The organism is Pedobacter psychrotolerans (assembly GCF_004340665.1).
Lineage (GTDB): Bacteria > Bacteroidota > Bacteroidia > Sphingobacteriales > Sphingobacteriaceae > Pedobacter > Pedobacter psychrotolerans.
Map to the genome: position 1 here is coordinate 19,387 of NZ_SLWO01000001.1, position 17,329 is coordinate 36,715.

General features: G+C 36.0%; 18 protein-coding genes and 1 pseudogene. 3 read left to right on the plus strand and 16 right to left on the minus strand.

Features of this window, described 5'->3' with window-relative positions; all coding sequences use genetic code 11:
* The first annotated feature begins 158 nt into the window (after positions 1 to 158).
* Positions 159 to 803 (plus strand): hypothetical protein, encoded by a 645-nt coding sequence (locus EV200_RS00085; RefSeq protein WP_132528804.1) that lies wholly within the window; start codon positions 159 to 161, stop codon positions 801 to 803.
* Between the two features lie 186 nt (positions 804 to 989).
* Here the strand turns inward: EV200_RS00085 and EV200_RS00090 are convergent, their stop codons facing one another.
* The 3 genes from EV200_RS00090 to EV200_RS00100 all read right to left on the minus strand — a co-directional run bounded on the left by EV200_RS00090 (position 990) and on the right by EV200_RS00100 (position 3,232).
* Positions 990 to 2,174 (minus strand): MFS transporter, encoded by a 1,185-nt coding sequence (locus tag EV200_RS00090; RefSeq protein ID WP_132528805.1) that lies wholly within the window; start codon positions 2,172 to 2,174, stop codon positions 990 to 992.
* Between the two features lie 191 nt (positions 2,175 to 2,365).
* A complete protein-coding gene (locus tag EV200_RS00095; protein WP_132528806.1) occupies positions 2,366 to 2,560 on the minus strand; it encodes a hypothetical protein in 195 nt (64 codons plus the stop codon).
* A gap of 87 nt (positions 2,561 to 2,647) precedes the next feature.
* Complete coding sequence (locus tag EV200_RS00100; RefSeq protein ID WP_132528807.1) at positions 2,648 to 3,232, minus strand: RNA polymerase sigma factor; 585 nt, start codon at positions 3,230 to 3,232, stop codon at positions 2,648 to 2,650.
* Between the two features lie 258 nt (positions 3,233 to 3,490).
* Here EV200_RS00100 and uvrA point away from each other — a divergent pair, with 258 nt between their 5' ends.
* Together uvrA and EV200_RS00110 are read left to right on the plus strand one after the other, a co-directional pair.
* A complete protein-coding gene (gene uvrA, locus EV200_RS00105; RefSeq protein WP_132528808.1) occupies positions 3,491 to 6,304 on the plus strand; it encodes an excinuclease ABC subunit UvrA in 2,814 nt (937 codons plus the stop codon).
* An 8-nt stretch (positions 6,305 to 6,312) separates the two neighbouring features.
* Positions 6,313 to 6,966, plus strand: a complete 654-nt coding sequence (locus EV200_RS00110; protein WP_132528809.1) for a LysE family transporter — start codon at positions 6,313 to 6,315, stop codon at positions 6,964 to 6,966.
* A gap of 38 nt (positions 6,967 to 7,004) precedes the next feature.
* Here the strand turns inward: EV200_RS00110 and EV200_RS21940 are convergent, their stop codons facing one another.
* The 13 genes and pseudogenes from EV200_RS21940 to EV200_RS00170 all read right to left on the minus strand — a co-directional run bounded on the left by EV200_RS21940 (position 7,005) and on the right by EV200_RS00170 (position 17,149).
* Positions 7,005 to 7,526: a DUF1016 domain-containing protein gene (locus EV200_RS21940; protein WP_229676880.1), complete on the minus strand. Its 522-nt coding sequence runs from the start codon at positions 7,524 to 7,526 to the stop codon at positions 7,005 to 7,007.
* 39 nt (positions 7,527 to 7,565) lie between these two features.
* Positions 7,566 to 7,994: pseudogene (locus EV200_RS21945) on the minus strand (DUF1016 N-terminal domain-containing protein); the annotation flags it as partial.
* Between the two features lie 41 nt (positions 7,995 to 8,035).
* A complete protein-coding gene (locus EV200_RS00120) occupies positions 8,036 to 9,070 on the minus strand; it encodes a DUF2157 domain-containing protein (RefSeq protein WP_132528810.1) in 1,035 nt (344 codons plus the stop codon).
* Between the two features lie 73 nt (positions 9,071 to 9,143).
* Complete coding sequence (locus EV200_RS00125) at positions 9,144 to 11,357, minus strand: cation:proton antiporter domain-containing protein (protein WP_132528811.1); 2,214 nt, start codon at positions 11,355 to 11,357, stop codon at positions 9,144 to 9,146.
* 85 nt (positions 11,358 to 11,442) lie between these two features.
* Entirely contained in the window at positions 11,443 to 11,790 is a 348-nt protein-coding gene (locus tag EV200_RS00130; protein WP_132528812.1) for a hypothetical protein, read from the minus strand.
* Positions 11,791 to 11,850: 60 nt separating this feature from the next.
* A complete protein-coding gene (locus tag EV200_RS00135) occupies positions 11,851 to 12,822 on the minus strand; it encodes a bifunctional riboflavin kinase/FAD synthetase (protein ID WP_132528813.1) in 972 nt (323 codons plus the stop codon).
* A gap of 164 nt (positions 12,823 to 12,986) precedes the next feature.
* Positions 12,987 to 13,847: a YitT family protein gene (locus EV200_RS00140; RefSeq protein WP_132528814.1), complete on the minus strand. Its 861-nt coding sequence runs from the start codon at positions 13,845 to 13,847 to the stop codon at positions 12,987 to 12,989.
* A 2-nt stretch (positions 13,848 to 13,849) separates the two neighbouring features.
* Positions 13,850 to 14,575, minus strand: coding sequence for a tRNA pseudouridine(55) synthase TruB (gene truB / locus EV200_RS00145; RefSeq protein WP_029284121.1), 726 nt, complete (start codon positions 14,573 to 14,575; stop codon positions 13,850 to 13,852).
* A gap of 26 nt (positions 14,576 to 14,601) precedes the next feature.
* Positions 14,602 to 15,396, minus strand: coding sequence for an undecaprenyl-diphosphate phosphatase (locus EV200_RS00150; RefSeq protein ID WP_132528815.1), 795 nt, complete (start codon positions 15,394 to 15,396; stop codon positions 14,602 to 14,604).
* Positions 15,397 to 15,412: 16 nt separating this feature from the next.
* A complete protein-coding gene (locus EV200_RS00155; protein WP_132528816.1) occupies positions 15,413 to 15,799 on the minus strand; it encodes a type II toxin-antitoxin system VapC family toxin in 387 nt (128 codons plus the stop codon).
* A complete protein-coding gene (gene vapB, locus EV200_RS00160) occupies positions 15,799 to 16,002 on the minus strand; it encodes a type II toxin-antitoxin system VapB family antitoxin (RefSeq protein WP_132528817.1) in 204 nt (67 codons plus the stop codon). Before vapB ends, EV200_RS00155 begins: the two co-directional genes overlap by 1 nt.
* A gap of 38 nt (positions 16,003 to 16,040) precedes the next feature.
* Positions 16,041 to 16,271: a DUF3098 domain-containing protein gene (locus EV200_RS00165; protein ID WP_029284117.1), complete on the minus strand. Its 231-nt coding sequence runs from the start codon at positions 16,269 to 16,271 to the stop codon at positions 16,041 to 16,043.
* Positions 16,271 to 17,149: a cell division protein FtsX gene (locus tag EV200_RS00170; RefSeq protein ID WP_132528818.1), complete on the minus strand. Its 879-nt coding sequence runs from the start codon at positions 17,147 to 17,149 to the stop codon at positions 16,271 to 16,273. Before EV200_RS00170 ends, EV200_RS00165 begins: the two co-directional genes overlap by 1 nt.
* Positions 17,150 to 17,329: the final 180 nt, after the last annotated feature.

Consider the following 17,329-nt stretch of genomic DNA (forward strand, 5'->3'; position numbering starts at 1 on the left):
AGTTTTATAAATTAATAACTCATTCTATTTTAATTTTTAGGGATACAGATTTAAAAATAATCACTTTAAAAGATATTACTGGTATCACGCTTAATTTTATAGGATAATTCGTCCATTTTTTATCAGGGATCTTTGGTCATAAACTAATTAATAAAAAGATGAAAAATAGAATTATAATAATAACATTGATTTCTTTTTTGCTGGAAGTAAGAGGTTATGCTCAGCATAGAAAAAAACATTTCCCTGCAGCTACATTCCATCAGGCTAATGCCAAAATAACTGGAATTTCTTACGGAATTGCCTCAGGATTAAAAGAAAAACACGCCAATGTATTAACCAATGGGATGAGGTTAGAGTTGATTGGTTTAGGCTTAATCTTACCACTTGCTCCTAGTAGTCCGATAAATGAGGGCGACGATCTTGTTCAGGTAAGGGGACTTAAGTTTACAGAGAAGATAAATGGTTTAAATCTTTCTGGCTCTGGAACTGTTTGCGGAGATTGTATTGTTAATGGTATAACGGTTGGTGCTATAGGTCAATACTTATTTGCTGCAAATGGAATCTCAATTTCAATTGTAGATAATGTAGTAGAAAAGCAGAATGGGCTGCAGTTCTCTATGTTTAATGATGTTTATAAAGGAAGCGGATTGCAAATAGGAATAGGTAACAGTGCCGTTGATTATAAAGGTCTTCAAGTTGGGGTCTTAAGTAATGTGACATCAAAATGCCGGGGGCTTCAGGTTGGATTATTCAATAAAAGTAAGCTTTTAAAAGGTCTGCAATTGGGGGCTTTGGAATATTAACCAGAAGAGAAAAATGCCACTAATAAATTGGAATTTTAAAACTTAAAATCATTAAAACTATTTATTAGTTGCATATTCTGTTGAGATAGATTAAAGAAAATGATGAAATGAGTAGCTTGAATGATTAAATTACTTTTACTTAGAAGGAAGAGAATTCAATCATTCAATAATTTCCATTGTTTAAAATTAATGAAAAGCAGTAGCAGGAACCTTATTTGGTTTTGGAGTTTCCTGGTTACTTTTAATCAGCCAGAAGGCAAAAAATGCACCTATTAAAGCCATCGCAGCGCCAACGTAAGCTGGAGAGGTATAATCAAAGCCATATACCAAAGGTAAGCCGCCAAAAAATGCTCCAAGTGCATTTCCAATGTTGAAACTGGCCTGGCTGGCAGATGCCGCAAGCATTTCAGAACCTTTAGCGGATTGGATCATCAACATTTGAATAGGTGCCGCCAGAGAAAAAGCAACTGCTCCGGTAATAAAAGTCATAATCAGTGCCAGTATTTGATTGGCAGATACAAAATGTACAATGGTTAATGTAACCACCATAGCTATTAATAGTGCTGCTGATGCTTTAGCTGGCGAATATTTATCGGCTAATACTCCTCCGATATAATTGCCTGCCATCATTCCTAAACCTGCAAGCATTAAGATGTAGGTAACGGCTTCTGCTGAAAATCCCGCGACTTCGGTCATCAAGGGTGCGATGTAACTGTACCAAGTAAATAAACCGCCAGTCCCAATGGAAATCATCGTAATGAGAATCCAGGCTTCTCTTTTTTTGAAGAAACTAAGCTCTGCTTTTAAATCGCGGTTTTTGGCAGCTTCTAAAGCAGGTAACCATAACTTAAGACTCAATAGAGTAATCAATCCGACAGCAACCACAACGGCAAAAGAGATCCTCCAGGAAAAATTATGACCGATATATGTGCCTAGTGGAACGCCAATAATATTGGCAATGGTTAAACCCATAAACATCAAAGAAACGGCTTGTGCTTCCTTTCCTTTTTGTGCAATGCGACTGGCCACTACAGAACCTACACCAAAGAAGGCACCATGAGGTAAACCGGAAAGTAACCTGGCAATAAATAAAGTATTAAATGTAGGCGCAAATGCAGAAAAAGCATTGAATGCTGTAAACATTACCATCAAGGCAATAAGTATCTTTTTAGGTGGGTATTTGCCCGCAATTATTATGAGAAGTGGTGCGCCTATTACAACGCCCAATGCATATGCAGAAATCAGATGGCCAGCTTTTGGTATGGTCACTGTTAAAGCTTTTGCAATATCAGGCAGCAATCCCATCATTACAAACTCCGTTATTCCGATACCCAAACCACCTAAAGTGAGTGGAAGAAGATTTTTATTCATTTGTACTTAGTGTTAAAATTACACTATGCAAAGGTAGGGCTTTTTGTTTTTTCAATTGTAAAATTCGAGACATCTTAAACAGGCACCTATCGTTAAAAATAAGGTGAATATTTTAGAGATTTATAGATTCCATAAAAATGAAAAAGGGCTTTCTACACTTGTAGAAAGCCCTTTTTAGCAAATGTAAATTCTTACTTTATTTTACTGTAAGCTAATATCTTCCTGATGGTTTCATCTTGAGGATCTTTAGCTAACCGATCTAACTTACCTTTTATTTGATCATAAAATAAGTCTAGTTCTGTATCAGATTCAATGTCAGTTTTTAGCTGAAACATGTTTTGCATTGGTGAATTTACACTGGTGTTTGATGTAGAGGTTTTTGTCATAAGCAACTAAATGTGATAAGTTTATAAACTTAACGGTACTTCAGATACTTTATTTTAAAGCCTCATACAATTTTTGTAACTTTTACGCTACCCTTTGTATGTCATTTCTTTTGTTTTAAGCATTTTACGAAGGTTGCTTAAGGCATATCTCATACGACCTAATGCTGTATTAATGCTAACATCAGTTAAATCAGCAATTTCTTTAAAACTTAAATCTGCATAATGGCGCATTAGAAGCACTTCTTTCTGCTCATCAGGCAATAAATGAATCATTTCCTTTAAATCTTTATGAGTTTGATCGCGGAGCATTTTTTCTTCTGCACTTTCGTCATAAAAGTGTAGCATATTGAATACATCCATTCCATCAGAACTGGTGATGATTGGTGTTCTTTTTTCTTTCCTGAAATAATCGATAACCAGGTTATGTGCAATACGCATTACCCAAGGTAAAAATTTACCTTCTTCGTTATATCTTCCTGATCGCAGCGTATTGATTACCTTAATAAAAGTATCTTGAAAAATATCTTCCGCCAGATATTGGTCTTTAACCAATAAATAAATGGATGTATAAATCTTACTTTTATGTCTTCGTAAAAGTTCCTGCAATCCATTCTCGTTCCCGGCAATATATACCTTTACAAGGTCCTGATCGTTATATGATTGTAAATTCATAGGTTTACCTACACTAAATCCCGTACTGTTTGCTAAAAATTAATTTGTAGATGTTTAATTTCTATAGCTTATCTCCTATGTTTTTTGAATGTGTTAGTTTGGTTTTGAGGTTGTTAATATCCAAAGAAAGTTATTTTTTACCAAAATGCAAAAAATAAAATGTTAAAAAATAAATTAACCATCTCAGTACCCTATTTTTGTATCATCTTAAAACCCAAATTACTTTCTGGGGTTTTCATAATATATTCTTAACAATACATGAGCAAAAAAGAGGCCGAAAAAGATCCGCATAAAAACATAATCATTAAAGGTGCCCGTGTGCACAACCTTAAAAATATCGATGTTGCCATTCCAAAAAACAAGTTGGTGGTGGTTACAGGGATGTCTGGTTCGGGAAAATCTTCGCTAGCATTTGATACGTTATATGCTGAAGGTCAGCGCCGTTATGTAGAGAGTTTGTCATCCTATGCCCGTCAGTTTATGGGGAGGATGAATAAACCCGATGTGGATTATATTAAAGGTATTGCTCCTGCCATTGCCATAGAACAAAAGGTAATTACTTCCAATCCCCGTTCTACGGTAGGTACTTCAACAGAAATTTATGATTATTTGAAATTGCTGTTCTCTCGTATTGGAAAAACAATATCTCCGGTATCTGGCAAGGAAGTAAAAAAGGACTCTGTGAGTTCGGTTGTTGATTATGTAGGTGAATTGCCTGAGGATACTACAGTCACTATCTTTTGTCCGCTTTACCCGCACAATAACAGAACCATTAAAGAGGAACTAGCCATTTTATTGCAAAAGGGATTTTTGAGGGTATTGATTGGTGGTAAAGTATTGAAAATTGAAGCCGTACTGGATGATGCTGACTTTAAAGATGCTGAATTAACTGATGATAAAACGGTACAGATTCTAATTGATCGATTGGTAACTAATCAGGAAGAGGAAACTTTAAGCCGACTAGCTGATTCGGCACAAACAGCCTTTTTTGAAGGTAAAGGTGATTGTTATGTGGAGGCTGAAGGAAAAACCAAGCACTTCAGCGATCGCTTTGAACTGGATGGAATTCGTTTTGAAGAACCAACGCCTAATTTTTTCTCGTTTAATAATCCATATGGCGCCTGTAAGCGTTGTGAAGGCTACGGAAATGTAATTGGTATTGATGAGGATTTGGTAATTCCTGATAAAAGTAAAAGTGTTTACGACAATGCCATTGCACCTTGGAGGGGAGAGAAAATGAACGTTTGGTTGCAAAATTTTATTAAGGTAGCACCAAAATTTGATTTTCCTATTCATCGGTCTTTTAGTCAGTTAACAGCTAAGGAACAGCGCTTGTTATGGACTGGTAATAAATATTTCTCCGGACTTGATGCCTTTTTCAAAGAGCTTGAAGAGCAAACTTATAAAATTCAGTACCGGGTAATGTTGTCACGCTACCGTGGAAAAACGACCTGCCCGGATTGTAAAGGATCGCGTTTACGTAAAGATGCGTCTTATGTGAAAATTGCTGAAAAATCCATTATTGATATTGTTTTAATGCCTTTATCGAAGGCATTGGTATTTTTTAATGATTTGAAGCTTGGCGTAAATGATGCAAAAATTGCCAAACGTTTATTAGCCGAGATTGATAATCGTTTCTTATACTTAAATAATGTGGGTTTGGGTTATTTAACGCTGAATAGATTATCCAATACGCTATCTGGTGGTGAGTCTCAAAGAATTAACCTGGCTACCTCTTTAGGGAGTAGTTTAGTGGGATCTATTTATGTTTTGGATGAGCCGAGTATTGGACTTCATCCTCGTGATACCAATAAATTAATTGAGGTTTTAATATCCTTAAGAAATGTAGGTAATACAGTTATCGTAGTAGAACACGAAGAAGAAATGATGCGTGCGGCTGATTATATTATTGATATTGGTCCTGAAGCAGGTACCCATGGTGGTAACCTGGTATTCAGTGGTAATTATGAAGAAATTCTAAAAGATAAAAATAGCTTAACCGGACGATATTTAGCGGGTATTGAAAAAATTGCTATACCAGAAAAGAGGCGTAAATGGAAAGATCATGTCCTGATTAAAGGAGCCAGGGAAAATAATCTTCAGAATATTGATGTTAAGTTTCCTCTGGGCGTTTTTACTACGGTGAGTGGCGTTTCAGGATCAGGAAAAACAAGTTTAGTAAAAAAAATTCTTTACCCGGCATTACAAAAAGCAATAGGCAATTATGCAGGTGAGCAAACGGGCGCATATGATGGGATTTTTGGAAATGTAGATTTGGTTAGTGCAGTAGAAATGGTGGATCAAAATCCAATAGGAAGATCCAGCCGTTCAAATCCGGTTACTTATGTTAAAGCCTGGGATGATGTTCGTGCATTGTTTTCTAATCAGGCAGCAGCCAAAGCAGCAGGACTAAAGCCAGCTGCATTTTCTTTTAATGTAGAAGGTGGCCGCTGTGATGTTTGTCAGGGTGAAGGCGAGGTGAAGATTGAGATGCAATTTATGGCAGATATTTATTTGCCATGTGAGGCTTGTAGCGGGAAGCGATTTAAGCAGCAGGTTTTAGATGTAACCTATAAAGAAAAAAACGTTTCTGAAATTCTGGATATGACCATTGATGAAGCGGTTGATTTCTTTAAGGATGAGCAGAAGATTTTGAATAAATTGAATCCGTTGGTTGATGTCGGTTTAGGCTACGTGCATTTAGGACAATCTTCAAATACCTTATCAGGTGGAGAAGCGCAAAGGATTAAGCTTGCATCATTTTTAATTAAAGGTAATAATGCAAATAAAACATTATTCATTTTTGATGAGCCAACCACTGGGTTGCACTTTCATGATATCAAAAAACTATTAAAGGCACTCAATACTTTAATAGAGCAAGGCAATACCATTTTAGTTATTGAGCACAACATGGACATGATTAAATGTGCCGATTGGGTAATTGATATCGGCCCTGAAGGTGGTGATGGAGGCGGACAGTTGGTATTTGAAGGTATACCTGAAGACCTGGCAAAAGAGAAAAATTCTTATACGGGTAAATATTTAGCATCGCATTTAAATTTAAATCCATAATTTCGGCAATGCTTTTTCTAACCTTTATTTTAGGCATCCTTCTTAACGCCATGGGCTATATTCCCCCGGGCAACATTAATTTAACTGTTGCACAGCTCACCATTAATAAAGGGATGCGGCAGGTTTGGTATTTTATCTTTTCGTTTTCTTGTGTTGAGATATTCTTTACCTTCGGGATGATGCGTTTTGCCCGGTGGGCCATGAGTGATATTAATCCTAATGAGGCGGTAAGTGAAGTAAGGTTAGGTACTTTGGTTGATTGTTTTATGATTCTCATGTTTATTGTGATGGGAACCATTACTTGGATCAACCGCAAAAAAGTTCCGAAAACCAGTAGTAAAAAGGATGACAAACGAAGTGGGAGTGTACTTTATGGATTAATATTAGGGGTATTAAATCCTGTTCAAATCCCTTTTTGGCTATTTTTTGGTAATTATGTAATCCTGCACGAGTGGATTAAAACTGATTATTTATCGCTGATTATTTTTGCTATTGGTTCAGGTTTTGGGTCTGCAGGTGCTTTGTATGTGTATGCTCACTTTGCTACTTTCATTCAGGAAAAGTTTGCCTTGAGTAGCCTGATTATTAATAAATCTATTGCCATATTTTTATATGTGCTGGCTGTTTATTTGATTGTGAAGCAATTGATTGTTTTGTTGTAGGTTATTCCTTCTAACACTAATCAATAAGGTAGTCCCGTTTATGAATTCTTGATAATTTTGATAAAATCTTTCTCACTAGGCAATACGGTTAAGTATTTACTTGCAAAAATTTGTTCGTTATTCTCTGGTAATGTGTATCTAACAACAGATTCACTTTTATCCTGGCAGAGGATAATTCCTATGGTTTTGTTTTCGTCATCAAGCTTTACTTCTCTATCGAAATAATTCACATACATCTGCATCTGGCCGATATCCTGATGTTTTAATTCCCCAATTTTTAAGTCTATTAATACAAAACATTTCAATATCCTATTATAAAAAACCAAATCTACTTTGAAGTGACGTTCATCAAAGGTTATTCTTTTTTGGCGGGCTACAAATGTAAACCCATTACCCAACTCTAGCAGAAAGTGTTCTAATTTGTCGATCAGTTTTTGCTCTAAATCACTTTCAGAGTAGAAGCTTTTATCTGGCAGCCCTAAAAATTCTAAAATGTAAGGGTCTTTTATTAAATCTTTGTTCTTTTCAATAATTTGACCTCTTTGGCCAAGGGAAATCACTTCTTCCTTATTTTTGCTTAAGGCTAAACGTGTATACAAAGCCGAATCATATTGACGTTGTAACTCTCGTAAGCTCCAGTTGTTTTTTATTGCTTCTATTTCGTAAAAATTGCGCTCATTTATATCAGCTATCCTCATTAGTTTAAGATAGTGCGACCAGGTAAGTTTGAATTCGTCAGACGGTGTCTGACGAATTGAGTAATTGATATAAAATTGCCGCATTTGCTATAAATTAGTTTCTGAAAAACCTTTGCCAAATTCGGTGACTAACTTTTTTGAAAGCTCCTTTAAAACACGTTTGCCATACTCTGCTTTTTCATTGCCATTTTGCTCTTCTTCTACAATCATTTTACCAATTTCAAAGTAAGTCATGGCCATTGTATTATTAATGGTTTGAACTACGCTTTGCCTGGCTTGATTAAGTAGTTCAATTACCTTTTTATACAAATTTTGATTATTAATTTCCATGATGCATCTGGCTAAATCCTAATAAAAGTACAAAGGAAGCATTACTTCAAAAATTCTACATTCCAAATCTTTTCTGCCTTTCTACCAATAAGCCAAAACGATGCAGCCAAAACAGAAAAAAATAATGCTTTGTGCCAGCTATCCCAGAAATATTCAAAGTAACGGGTGTACAGGTTGATAAATAAAAATGTAATGCCAAACTCTCTTGCAACGTCATCGCGGTATTTTAATCCAAATAAGGTACTGGCTACACAGACTGCAGCAGAAATTAAGGCCCAGTAGAATAGACTTAATTGCCGAACGGCATACCATTTTTCTAAACTGGCAAAATTGCCAAAAACCGAAAGGGCCCAGAGTGAAATGAATAAATAAACCATTCCTGCAATATAGGTGACTTGAAAAAATTGCCTGGTTTTAGGTAAGGCTTTCATGATGAATGAAGCTGCTGTTAAAACTGCTCCAAAAACTACAAATCTGAGGGGATAATTCATGCCCAAAAAATAGTAATTCCAGCGGCTGAGATAACCTGTTTCTGTACCAAACCAGGCGCCTAACGATATTAATGCAAATATCCAGATCAACTTTGAGTTGAAAAAGTAACCAAGTCCGCCGTAAATAAATACAGAGATTAAAATCAGGATGGTGAAATTTCCGGAGCCATTATCCAGCGATTTTCCAAAATAGGCAATGGCATTCGCAGTAAGTAAAATGGCCGAAAATACAATTGCTTCATTGCTAAATCTGAGATTATGCAGTTTTTTCTTTCTTCGGAAACCCAATATATAAAGCCAGCCAGCAATCCCTGCGGATACAAGTGCAATAACAATATTTGGTGTGTTATAAACGCGTTTGAGATAGTTAAGGATAGAATTGTCAATTAAGAGCGATCCTAAAGCAATAAAGCCACAAGCCAGCGCCACCCAAAATGCATACTGAGCGAGCCTTAACCAATCGAAATTTTTAGCTTCATAACTTTGCCGAAGCTTGATGCCTGTATCCTCATTAATTAAGCCATCGTTTTGCCATTGCTCAATCATCTCATCAAGAAACTCACTTTTTTCAATATCAACTTTCATAGGTAGGGTTGTATGCGAAGATATAAAATTAGTATCAAGATGTAAGTATCATGTATAAAGACAAATTAGTTAATTAAAGTACCTCTTTAATTTTCTTATTATTTCCTACTATCCAAATGATATCACCATTGTCAAAAATGAAATCAGACGATGGATTTAAAATTCGTTCTGTTCCGCGTTCGATTCCAACAATAAGTGCCTGTGCTTTTTCTCTTATTCCTGCGTTTCTAATGCTTAATCCATAAACAGGAGATTCCAGATTAACCACAACTTTTTGTAAAGCCATTTCCTTATCAGGGAAGTTTTTCTCGCTTTCTGTTTCCGGTATATCTACTTCTAAAATCGCTTTAACTGCTGCCAGTTGATCGTCTGCGCCGATGAGCAATAATTTATCATTTGGATAAAGTCTTTCATCCCTTCCAGGTGTCGGGATACTGTTTCTCCCACGCTCAATCATAGCGATGTTGACACCAAATTTTTCACGAATCATTAGGCTGGCGAGGGTTTGACCTACCACTTCAGATTCCGGAGAAACCGTTAATTCTGCCAGGTGAGTATCCCAGGGTAGAATATCTGGTTTTTGGTTTTCCCTGGCATTCAGGTTTAAAATGAAACGCTTTTCGAGCGTATTATAAAAAGTCTGCAGTTTTCTGGAGAAGATAAACATCATCAGTACGATTAAAGCCAGGGCAATTCCGGCAGCAACCCAAGTGTCGAAAAACTGATACATTAAAAAACCAACGAAAAATATGCCTAGCGCAATTCTAAATACCTCAATGGCAATTAACGGGCCACGGGTATATTTTTTATTCAGCCACAAGTGTGAGTAAGCTGTTTTCTGAATCCTTCTGATGGATAAGGCCCATAAAAAAGGTGCCATGATGATAAAAGAAACCACCAGGCTGATAATTGTTGATTTTAAGCCATTTACCATGTTGGTGGCAATAAACGGCTGAATATATCGCGATGCGAGAAAAATAACGGCTACTATAATTACAGAGTGAATGATGGTATTGAATGCGTAACTGCGCAGGAGAATTTTCCAATCGCTCAGTGTAGTGATTCCAGCCGTGCTGGAGCTATATCGGGAAATTCCTTCGAGCCACTTTTTAGGCAAAATTCTATTTAAAAAATTGTAGAAAGTTTCAGAGTGTTTAATCAGGTAGGGTGTTGTAAAAGTGGTAATTGCTGATACTGCAACGGCGATGGGGTAAAGGAAATCGCTGGTTACCTTAAGGGTTAATCCCAATGTGGCAATGATGAAAGAAAATTCACCAATCTGCGCCAAACTTAACCCGGCCTGAACAGAGGTTTTAAGGGGTTGGCCAGAGAGTAATGCACCGAGACCTGAACTCAGGAACTTACCTAAAATTGTTGCTAATGTTATAATTAAGATGGGTAAACCATAATCTATCAGAATTTTTGGATCAATCAGCATACCCACTGAAACGAAGAAGACTGCAGCAAATAAATCTTTTACTGATTTGGTTAGGTGTTCTATTTTTTCAGCCTGAGTGGTTTCGGCTAGGATGGATCCCATAATAAAGGCCCCCAAAGCCGGAGAAAATCCGACTTTTACTGCTAAAAGAACCATCACTAAACACAGGGCCAAAGAAACCACCAACATGGTTTCATCATTCATCAGTTTCCTCGTTGCTTTAAGGAAAGATGGAATCAGAAATATCCCACCTAAAAACCAAAGAACTAAGAAAAATGCCAGTTTTAAGATTGAAATTAGCATTTCACTGCCTGCAAATTGCTGGCTTACAGCAAGTGTAGAAAGCAAAACAAGCAATAAAATGGCTACTAAATCTTCTACGATAAGTACACCAAAAACAAGTCCGGCAAATTTTTTATGTTTTACGCCAAGTTCTTCAAAAGCCCTGATGATGATGGTAGTAGAGGAAACAGATAGTATACCACCAAGAAAAATACTATCCATGGTTTTCCAGCCCATGAGTTTACCGGCAGAAAAACCAATTAATAGCATAAAAACAACTTCAACTACGGCTGTAATCGATGCTGAGCCTCCAACCTTAACTAGTTTTTTAAAACTGAATTCTAAGCCTAAACTAAACAGTAAGAAGATCACGCCAATTTCACCCCAGATGCTGATGTTCTTGGTATCAGTTACGGATGGAAAAAAATCTAAATGTGGGCCAACGAGTAAGCCCGCTAAAATATAGCCCAATACTAAAGGCTGCTTAATTTTTTTAAATATAAGGGTGGTAATCCCTGCTGCGGTTAGGATTAATCCTAAATCGGCAATTAAATCTGGTAAATGCATTGATGGTAATCGGTATGTTGGTAAAATGATTTCCGGGCTAATCGGCTGTCTTTATTCCACATGATTGTGGTGATTATTCTTATGCTTACCAGAAAGCGTGTTGTGGATAAAGCATGTTGAGCAAACACCAATAATTATATTTTAATCGCTTTAAAACGGTGTTATTCCGGTTAACAAAAAGCGAAAAAGAGAAAGACAGGGTTAAAACAACTAAAGCATCTAAAAAAAAATTAGTTAGTGTATGATTAATGAAGTCTTTCTGCAAACTTTCACCGTCTGACTGGATACCTGTATGATGTTGTAAGCTGATTTTTGGAGAAATGGCGGTGATTTGTCCAATCAGCATTTTTGGTGCATTTCTTTTTTTAGGTGATGCAAAGCTTGCAAAACTTACCAGTGTTGTGAACAGAACGATGGTATAAAAAAGCCTCATTGCCGCTAATATAGCGAAAAATGAGGCTTTTTGAAAGGTTAAAGTTTATATTTTACTGAGTTAAAGAGAGGAAAAGTAATTAAGAGTTTCTTCTTTATCTTTTTGCAATTGTACTTTAAGTGCATCCAAACCAGTAAACTTCACATCGTGGCGCAGAAATTTTAAGAAGTTCATTTTGATATCCTGACCATAAATTTCCTGATTGAAATCGAAGATATTCACTTCAATATTTCTGGTCATCCCATTAATAGTTGGCCTCTGACCAATATATGCCATGCCTTTAAAAGTTAGGTGTTTGGTATTTGGCGTTTGTTGCTCATCACCTGATTTGCAACTCATCTCAACAGTTACAGCGTAAATGCCATCGCCAGGGATAAGCTTATATGTTTCCTCAACAAAAATGTTAGCGGTTGGAAAACCTATTGTTCTGCCAATTTTATCCCCCTTAATTACACGGCCAAAAATAGAAAATGAATAACCCAGGTAATCAGATGCCAGGCTAACATCTCCATCCAGGATTGCCTGCCTGATCTTTGTTGAGCTTACTGCTACATCGTGAATATCCTGTTCCATAATTTCTTCTACTGAAAAACCGAAATGAGTACCTGCAGCTTTTAAATCTGTCAGATTCCCGGTACGATCTTTTCCAAAACGATGATCGTAACCAATGATAATATGCTTAGTGCCGATGTGATTAACCAATATGTTTTTGATATAATCATCAGGAAGCAGATTAGAAAAATCGCGTGTAAAGGGCGTGATAATTAAATGATCAACGCCAAGGCTTTTAAGTATTTCTGCTTTTTCATTTATGGTATTGATCATTTTTAGATCCTGATTTTCAGGGTCAATGATCAGTCTTGGATGTGGGAAAAAGGTTAAAATAACGCTTTCGCCATGATCTGATTTTGCTTTGGCAACCAGCTGTCTGATAATTTTCTGGTGCCCGAAATGAACTCCATCGAAAGTGCCGATGGTTACTATTGCATTGTTAAGCTTAGTAAATTCTGATAGGTTATGGTATATTTTCAATGGAATAATCTTTTAAACTATGGGTTTTGCGTGAGGGATGGAAGCGGTATACTTTTTCGTTTTCCATCGGTAACATCAGTGAAATGAAAACGAAAAAGATTTAGCGTACAGCCCGACCCCTTGCGTAGCTTGGGGACACGCCCAAATTTCTATAATTATATTTATTAATGCAAAGCATGGCGCTTTACTACGCCACCTTTTAAATCGGCAATCTGTTGTTGTATTACAAAGGCATCGGAATCTATATTTCTGATAGCTGTTTGCAATTTGCTCATTTCCAATTTGGTTACCACCGTGAAAAGAATGTCGATATCTTTTCTTTCTCCATAACCGCCTTCTCCTTTATAAATGGTTACACCACGTTTCATTTCTGTAATGATATAATCTTTTATCTCCTCCTGATGTTCTGAAATAATGGTTACCCCTGTATATTGCTCTATTCCATTTATAATAAAATCAATAGTATAAGAGGCTGATAAATAAGTTAATATGGCGTACAGTGAAGTTTCGATATTCAGAAAGTATGCTGCAAAGGCAAAGATGATGATGTTTAAAATCAGGATAATATTCCCTACAGTGAGGATACTGTTTTTACTGATGTAAAGCGCCAGTACTTCTGTGCCATCAATCACACAACCACCCCGCATGGCTAAGCCAATTCCTGCGCCCAAAAACAAACCACCAAAGAAGGCAATCAGTAGTTTATCATGCGTAATGGGTTGGAAAGGAAGAAAAATCAAAGCCAGAGATAACGCAGCAATGGCTATTGCCGTTTTAATGGCAAAACCTTTTCCAATTTGCCTGAAACCAAGTATAACAAACGGAATGTTAATAATGACGATGAGGTAGGAGAGGTTCCAGCCGGTTAATGTGCTCAAAAGTAAGGAAATACCTGTAACACCACCGTCTATAAAATGACTGGGCATCAGAAAACTTTTTAAACCAAAACAAGCTGAAGTTACCCCTGCAGCAATCAAAATTATTTCTTTTGCGTACCGGGCATTCTTGTTTTTGATTCGGTTCATGTTTATTCCTGAATTTTAATTTCCTCTTTCTTGCTGCGAATATAATTAACAAGCTCTAGAACCTCAAACGAATTTGAAAGCAAAAAGTTTCCACTTCTTGTTCGGGTGAGTTTTGATAAATAGGCGCCATTATTTAATGCTTTTCCAAAATCAGAAACTAATGATCTAATATAAGTGCCTTTGCTGCAAACAATCCGGAAATCAACCTCTGGCAACTCAATTCTGGTGATTTCAAATTCAGGAACACTAACAAAACGTTTACGTAACTCGACAGCTTCCCCTAAGCGAGCCTTTACATATAAACGTTCACCATTTATTTTTACTGCTGAATGTGCAGGCGGATATTGCTCAATATCTCCTGTAAACGGTGATATAGCGTTATATATCTGTTCAGGTGTGATGGATGAAATGTCAAAGGTTTGATCAACCTCCGTTTCCATGTCAAATGATGGAGTGGTGGCGCCTAAGATCATGGTTCCGGTATATTCCTTTTCTTCTGCCTGAAAGGTATCTATTTGCTTGGTTAATTTACCTGTACAAATGATTAATAAACCGGTAGCTAGTGGATCTAACGTACCCGCATGACCGACTTTTAGTTTTAATGGCTTTAAAGAATTCCGGATTTTGCCAACCACATCAAATGAAGTCCATTTGTAGGGTTTGTTAATTAAAAGCAGTTCGCCCTCGGCAAAATTGAAATCTTTAAACTTTGAATTTTCTGTACTCACAAATCTTTTTTGCGCAAAGATACTGATTATATCACTTGCAAGTTATGCCCGGTGTACAATAGAATAATGATGATTAATCCAGCAATAATACGATACCAGCCAAATACCCTAAAGCCATGTTTATTTAAGAAGCCGATAAAACTTTTAATAGCTAAAAGTGCTACAATGAAAGCAATTACATTCCCAATAATTAAAAGATTAACTTGATCATGAGAAATGGTATTTCCTTCTTTATAAAAGTCAAATAGTTTTTTACCTGTGGCGGCAAACATGGTTGGTACGGCTAAAAAGAATGAAAATTCTGCAGCTAATTTTCTGCTTAATTTCTGGCTCATCCCGCCTATAATGGTTGCTCCTGAGCGTGAAACTCCTGGAATCATGGCTATGCATTGAAAGAAGCCAATTTTTAAAGCCGTTAGATAATTTATTTCTTCTTCTTCATTAATGGTGGGTTTGTTAAACCATTTATCAACAAATAATAGAATTATTCCTCCAACCAATAACGAAATACCTACCGCCATCGGACTTTCCAAAAGCTCATCTATCTTTTTGCTAAGCAATAAACCAAAAACTGCCGCCGGAATAAAAGCAACAAGAAGTTTGATGTAAAAATTAATGGATTTGAAAAATCTTTTAAAGTATAAAACCAGCACCGAAAGTATGGCACCTAATTGTATAGCAATCGTAAAAAGCTTAACGAACGGGTCGCTTGCAATGCCCATAAAAGATGAGGCAACAATCATATGTCCGGTACTAGAAACAGGCAAAAATTCCGTTAGTCCTTCGATAACAGCAAGGACAATGGCATGGAAATAGTTCATAATAGGTTTGTATGGGTTAACCCCACTGTAATTTTACTTTATAGCTTTTTAATTTATTATCTCTGGATAGGAGCATTAAATCTTCTGAGATCGCTTGAGATACTATAATTCTATCAAAAGGGTCATTGTTGAAAAAGTCGAGATTTAGTAATGTAGTTAGATGTGCTTCATTAATTGAAATTATTTCAATTTGATTTCTTTCTGCAAATCTAAATAATTCATCAAAACCGATGTTTAAATTGAGTTTTCCAATCTGTTTTTTAATTGCAATTTCCCAAAGTGAAGCAATGCTGATAAAACAAGATTTATTGATGTCTAATATCTTTTTCTTTATTGAAGCAGGCAATTCATCATTACCTTCAACAAACCACAGGAAAGTGTGTGTATCTAACAAAAAAGCCATTAAATGTAATCTGAAAACATTTCTAATGGTTCATCAAAATCATCAGCTAATTTGATTTTACCTTTTGCATAACCAAATTCTCGTGACTTTAATTTTGGTTTGTTTATGTTTTTAGTTTTTAAGAATTCAACAAAATCTGCCACTTCTTGTCTAAGATTCATAGGCAAGGAATTTATTTCTATTTGCAAATTAGTAGTTGTCATACCTTAAAGTTAAAAAAAGACTTTATTTAAAGCAAAAGTTATTTCTTTAAGATCGCATAAATTCCGAAGGCAAAACCAAAAAGCACAACAAGTGGTGCCAGTAAAGTTCTTCTAAAATCATAAATATCACCAGTTGTACCCATCATTAAAATGAAGCCTACCGCTACAATTGCAATGCTGATTAAAAGTAACTGATAATTTTTTTTGGTAAAAACCAATTCGCTTTTTACGTCCTTCGTAACCGGACTTGTCTTTTTTTCTAATGCCATTATCTATAAAGATTGTAAGATTTTAAACGTAAATACCTGCTAACTGCAAACCAGGTGCTAATGCCTGTAATAAATATGCCCATTAAAATTAAGCCCACGAATACGAAGCCAAATTCTTTGTAATTGTTCAGAATGATAATTTCAGGAACTTCTTTTCGTGCATAAATCAATGTCGCTAACAAAATAATGATTGCAATAAATGCAGCAATTAAACCATGCAAGGCCGCATACAATAGAAAAGGACGTCGGATAAAATTTTTCGTTGCACCAACGAGTTGCATACTTTTAATTAAAAATCTCTGAGAATAGATTGCTAAACGTATGGTGTTATTAATTAGGGCGATTGCAATAACTAAAAGCAACACTGCAAAAGCCAGAATAATTAAGCCGATGGTATTGATATTTTTATTAACCATATCAATTAAAGAACTCTGATAAACCACTTCTTTTACAACTGGGTTTTTAGCGATGTTTGCTTTTAAAGTCTCTATGCTTTTATTATTGGCATATTCGGCTTTCAAATACACATCAAAGGTAGATGTAAGTGGATTGTAACCTAAAAAGTTAACAAAATCTTCACCTAAATCCTGAGTTAGATTTCTTGCCGCAAGTTCTTTATTTACATATTGCGTTTGTTTAACGGCACGGTTGGCGTTTAATTCTTTTTGAAAAGCCAGAACATCCGTTTCTTTTGCACCCTCATCAACAATAATATTTAAAACAATATTTTCTTTTACGTAATTAGACAGATTTTTGGCGTGTACAAGTACCAACCCAAGTAGTCCCAGCATTAATAAAACCAGTGCAATACTAATTATCGTAGAGATATATACTGTTTTGGTTTTCTTAGATGCGTCACTTACTTCGAATTCTTCCATGTATTTCAATTTTGTTTTTGCGAAAATATAAATTATACCTGATAAACACCAATATAAAGCTATTCTAATTGAATATTAACGCCCTGAGCGGCGATTTAGTTTACTGGGAAACGGATGCATCTTAGCTATAAATTTTCAAAATCGGTACGAAATCCAGAGATAGGTCGTTTATAATTTAGT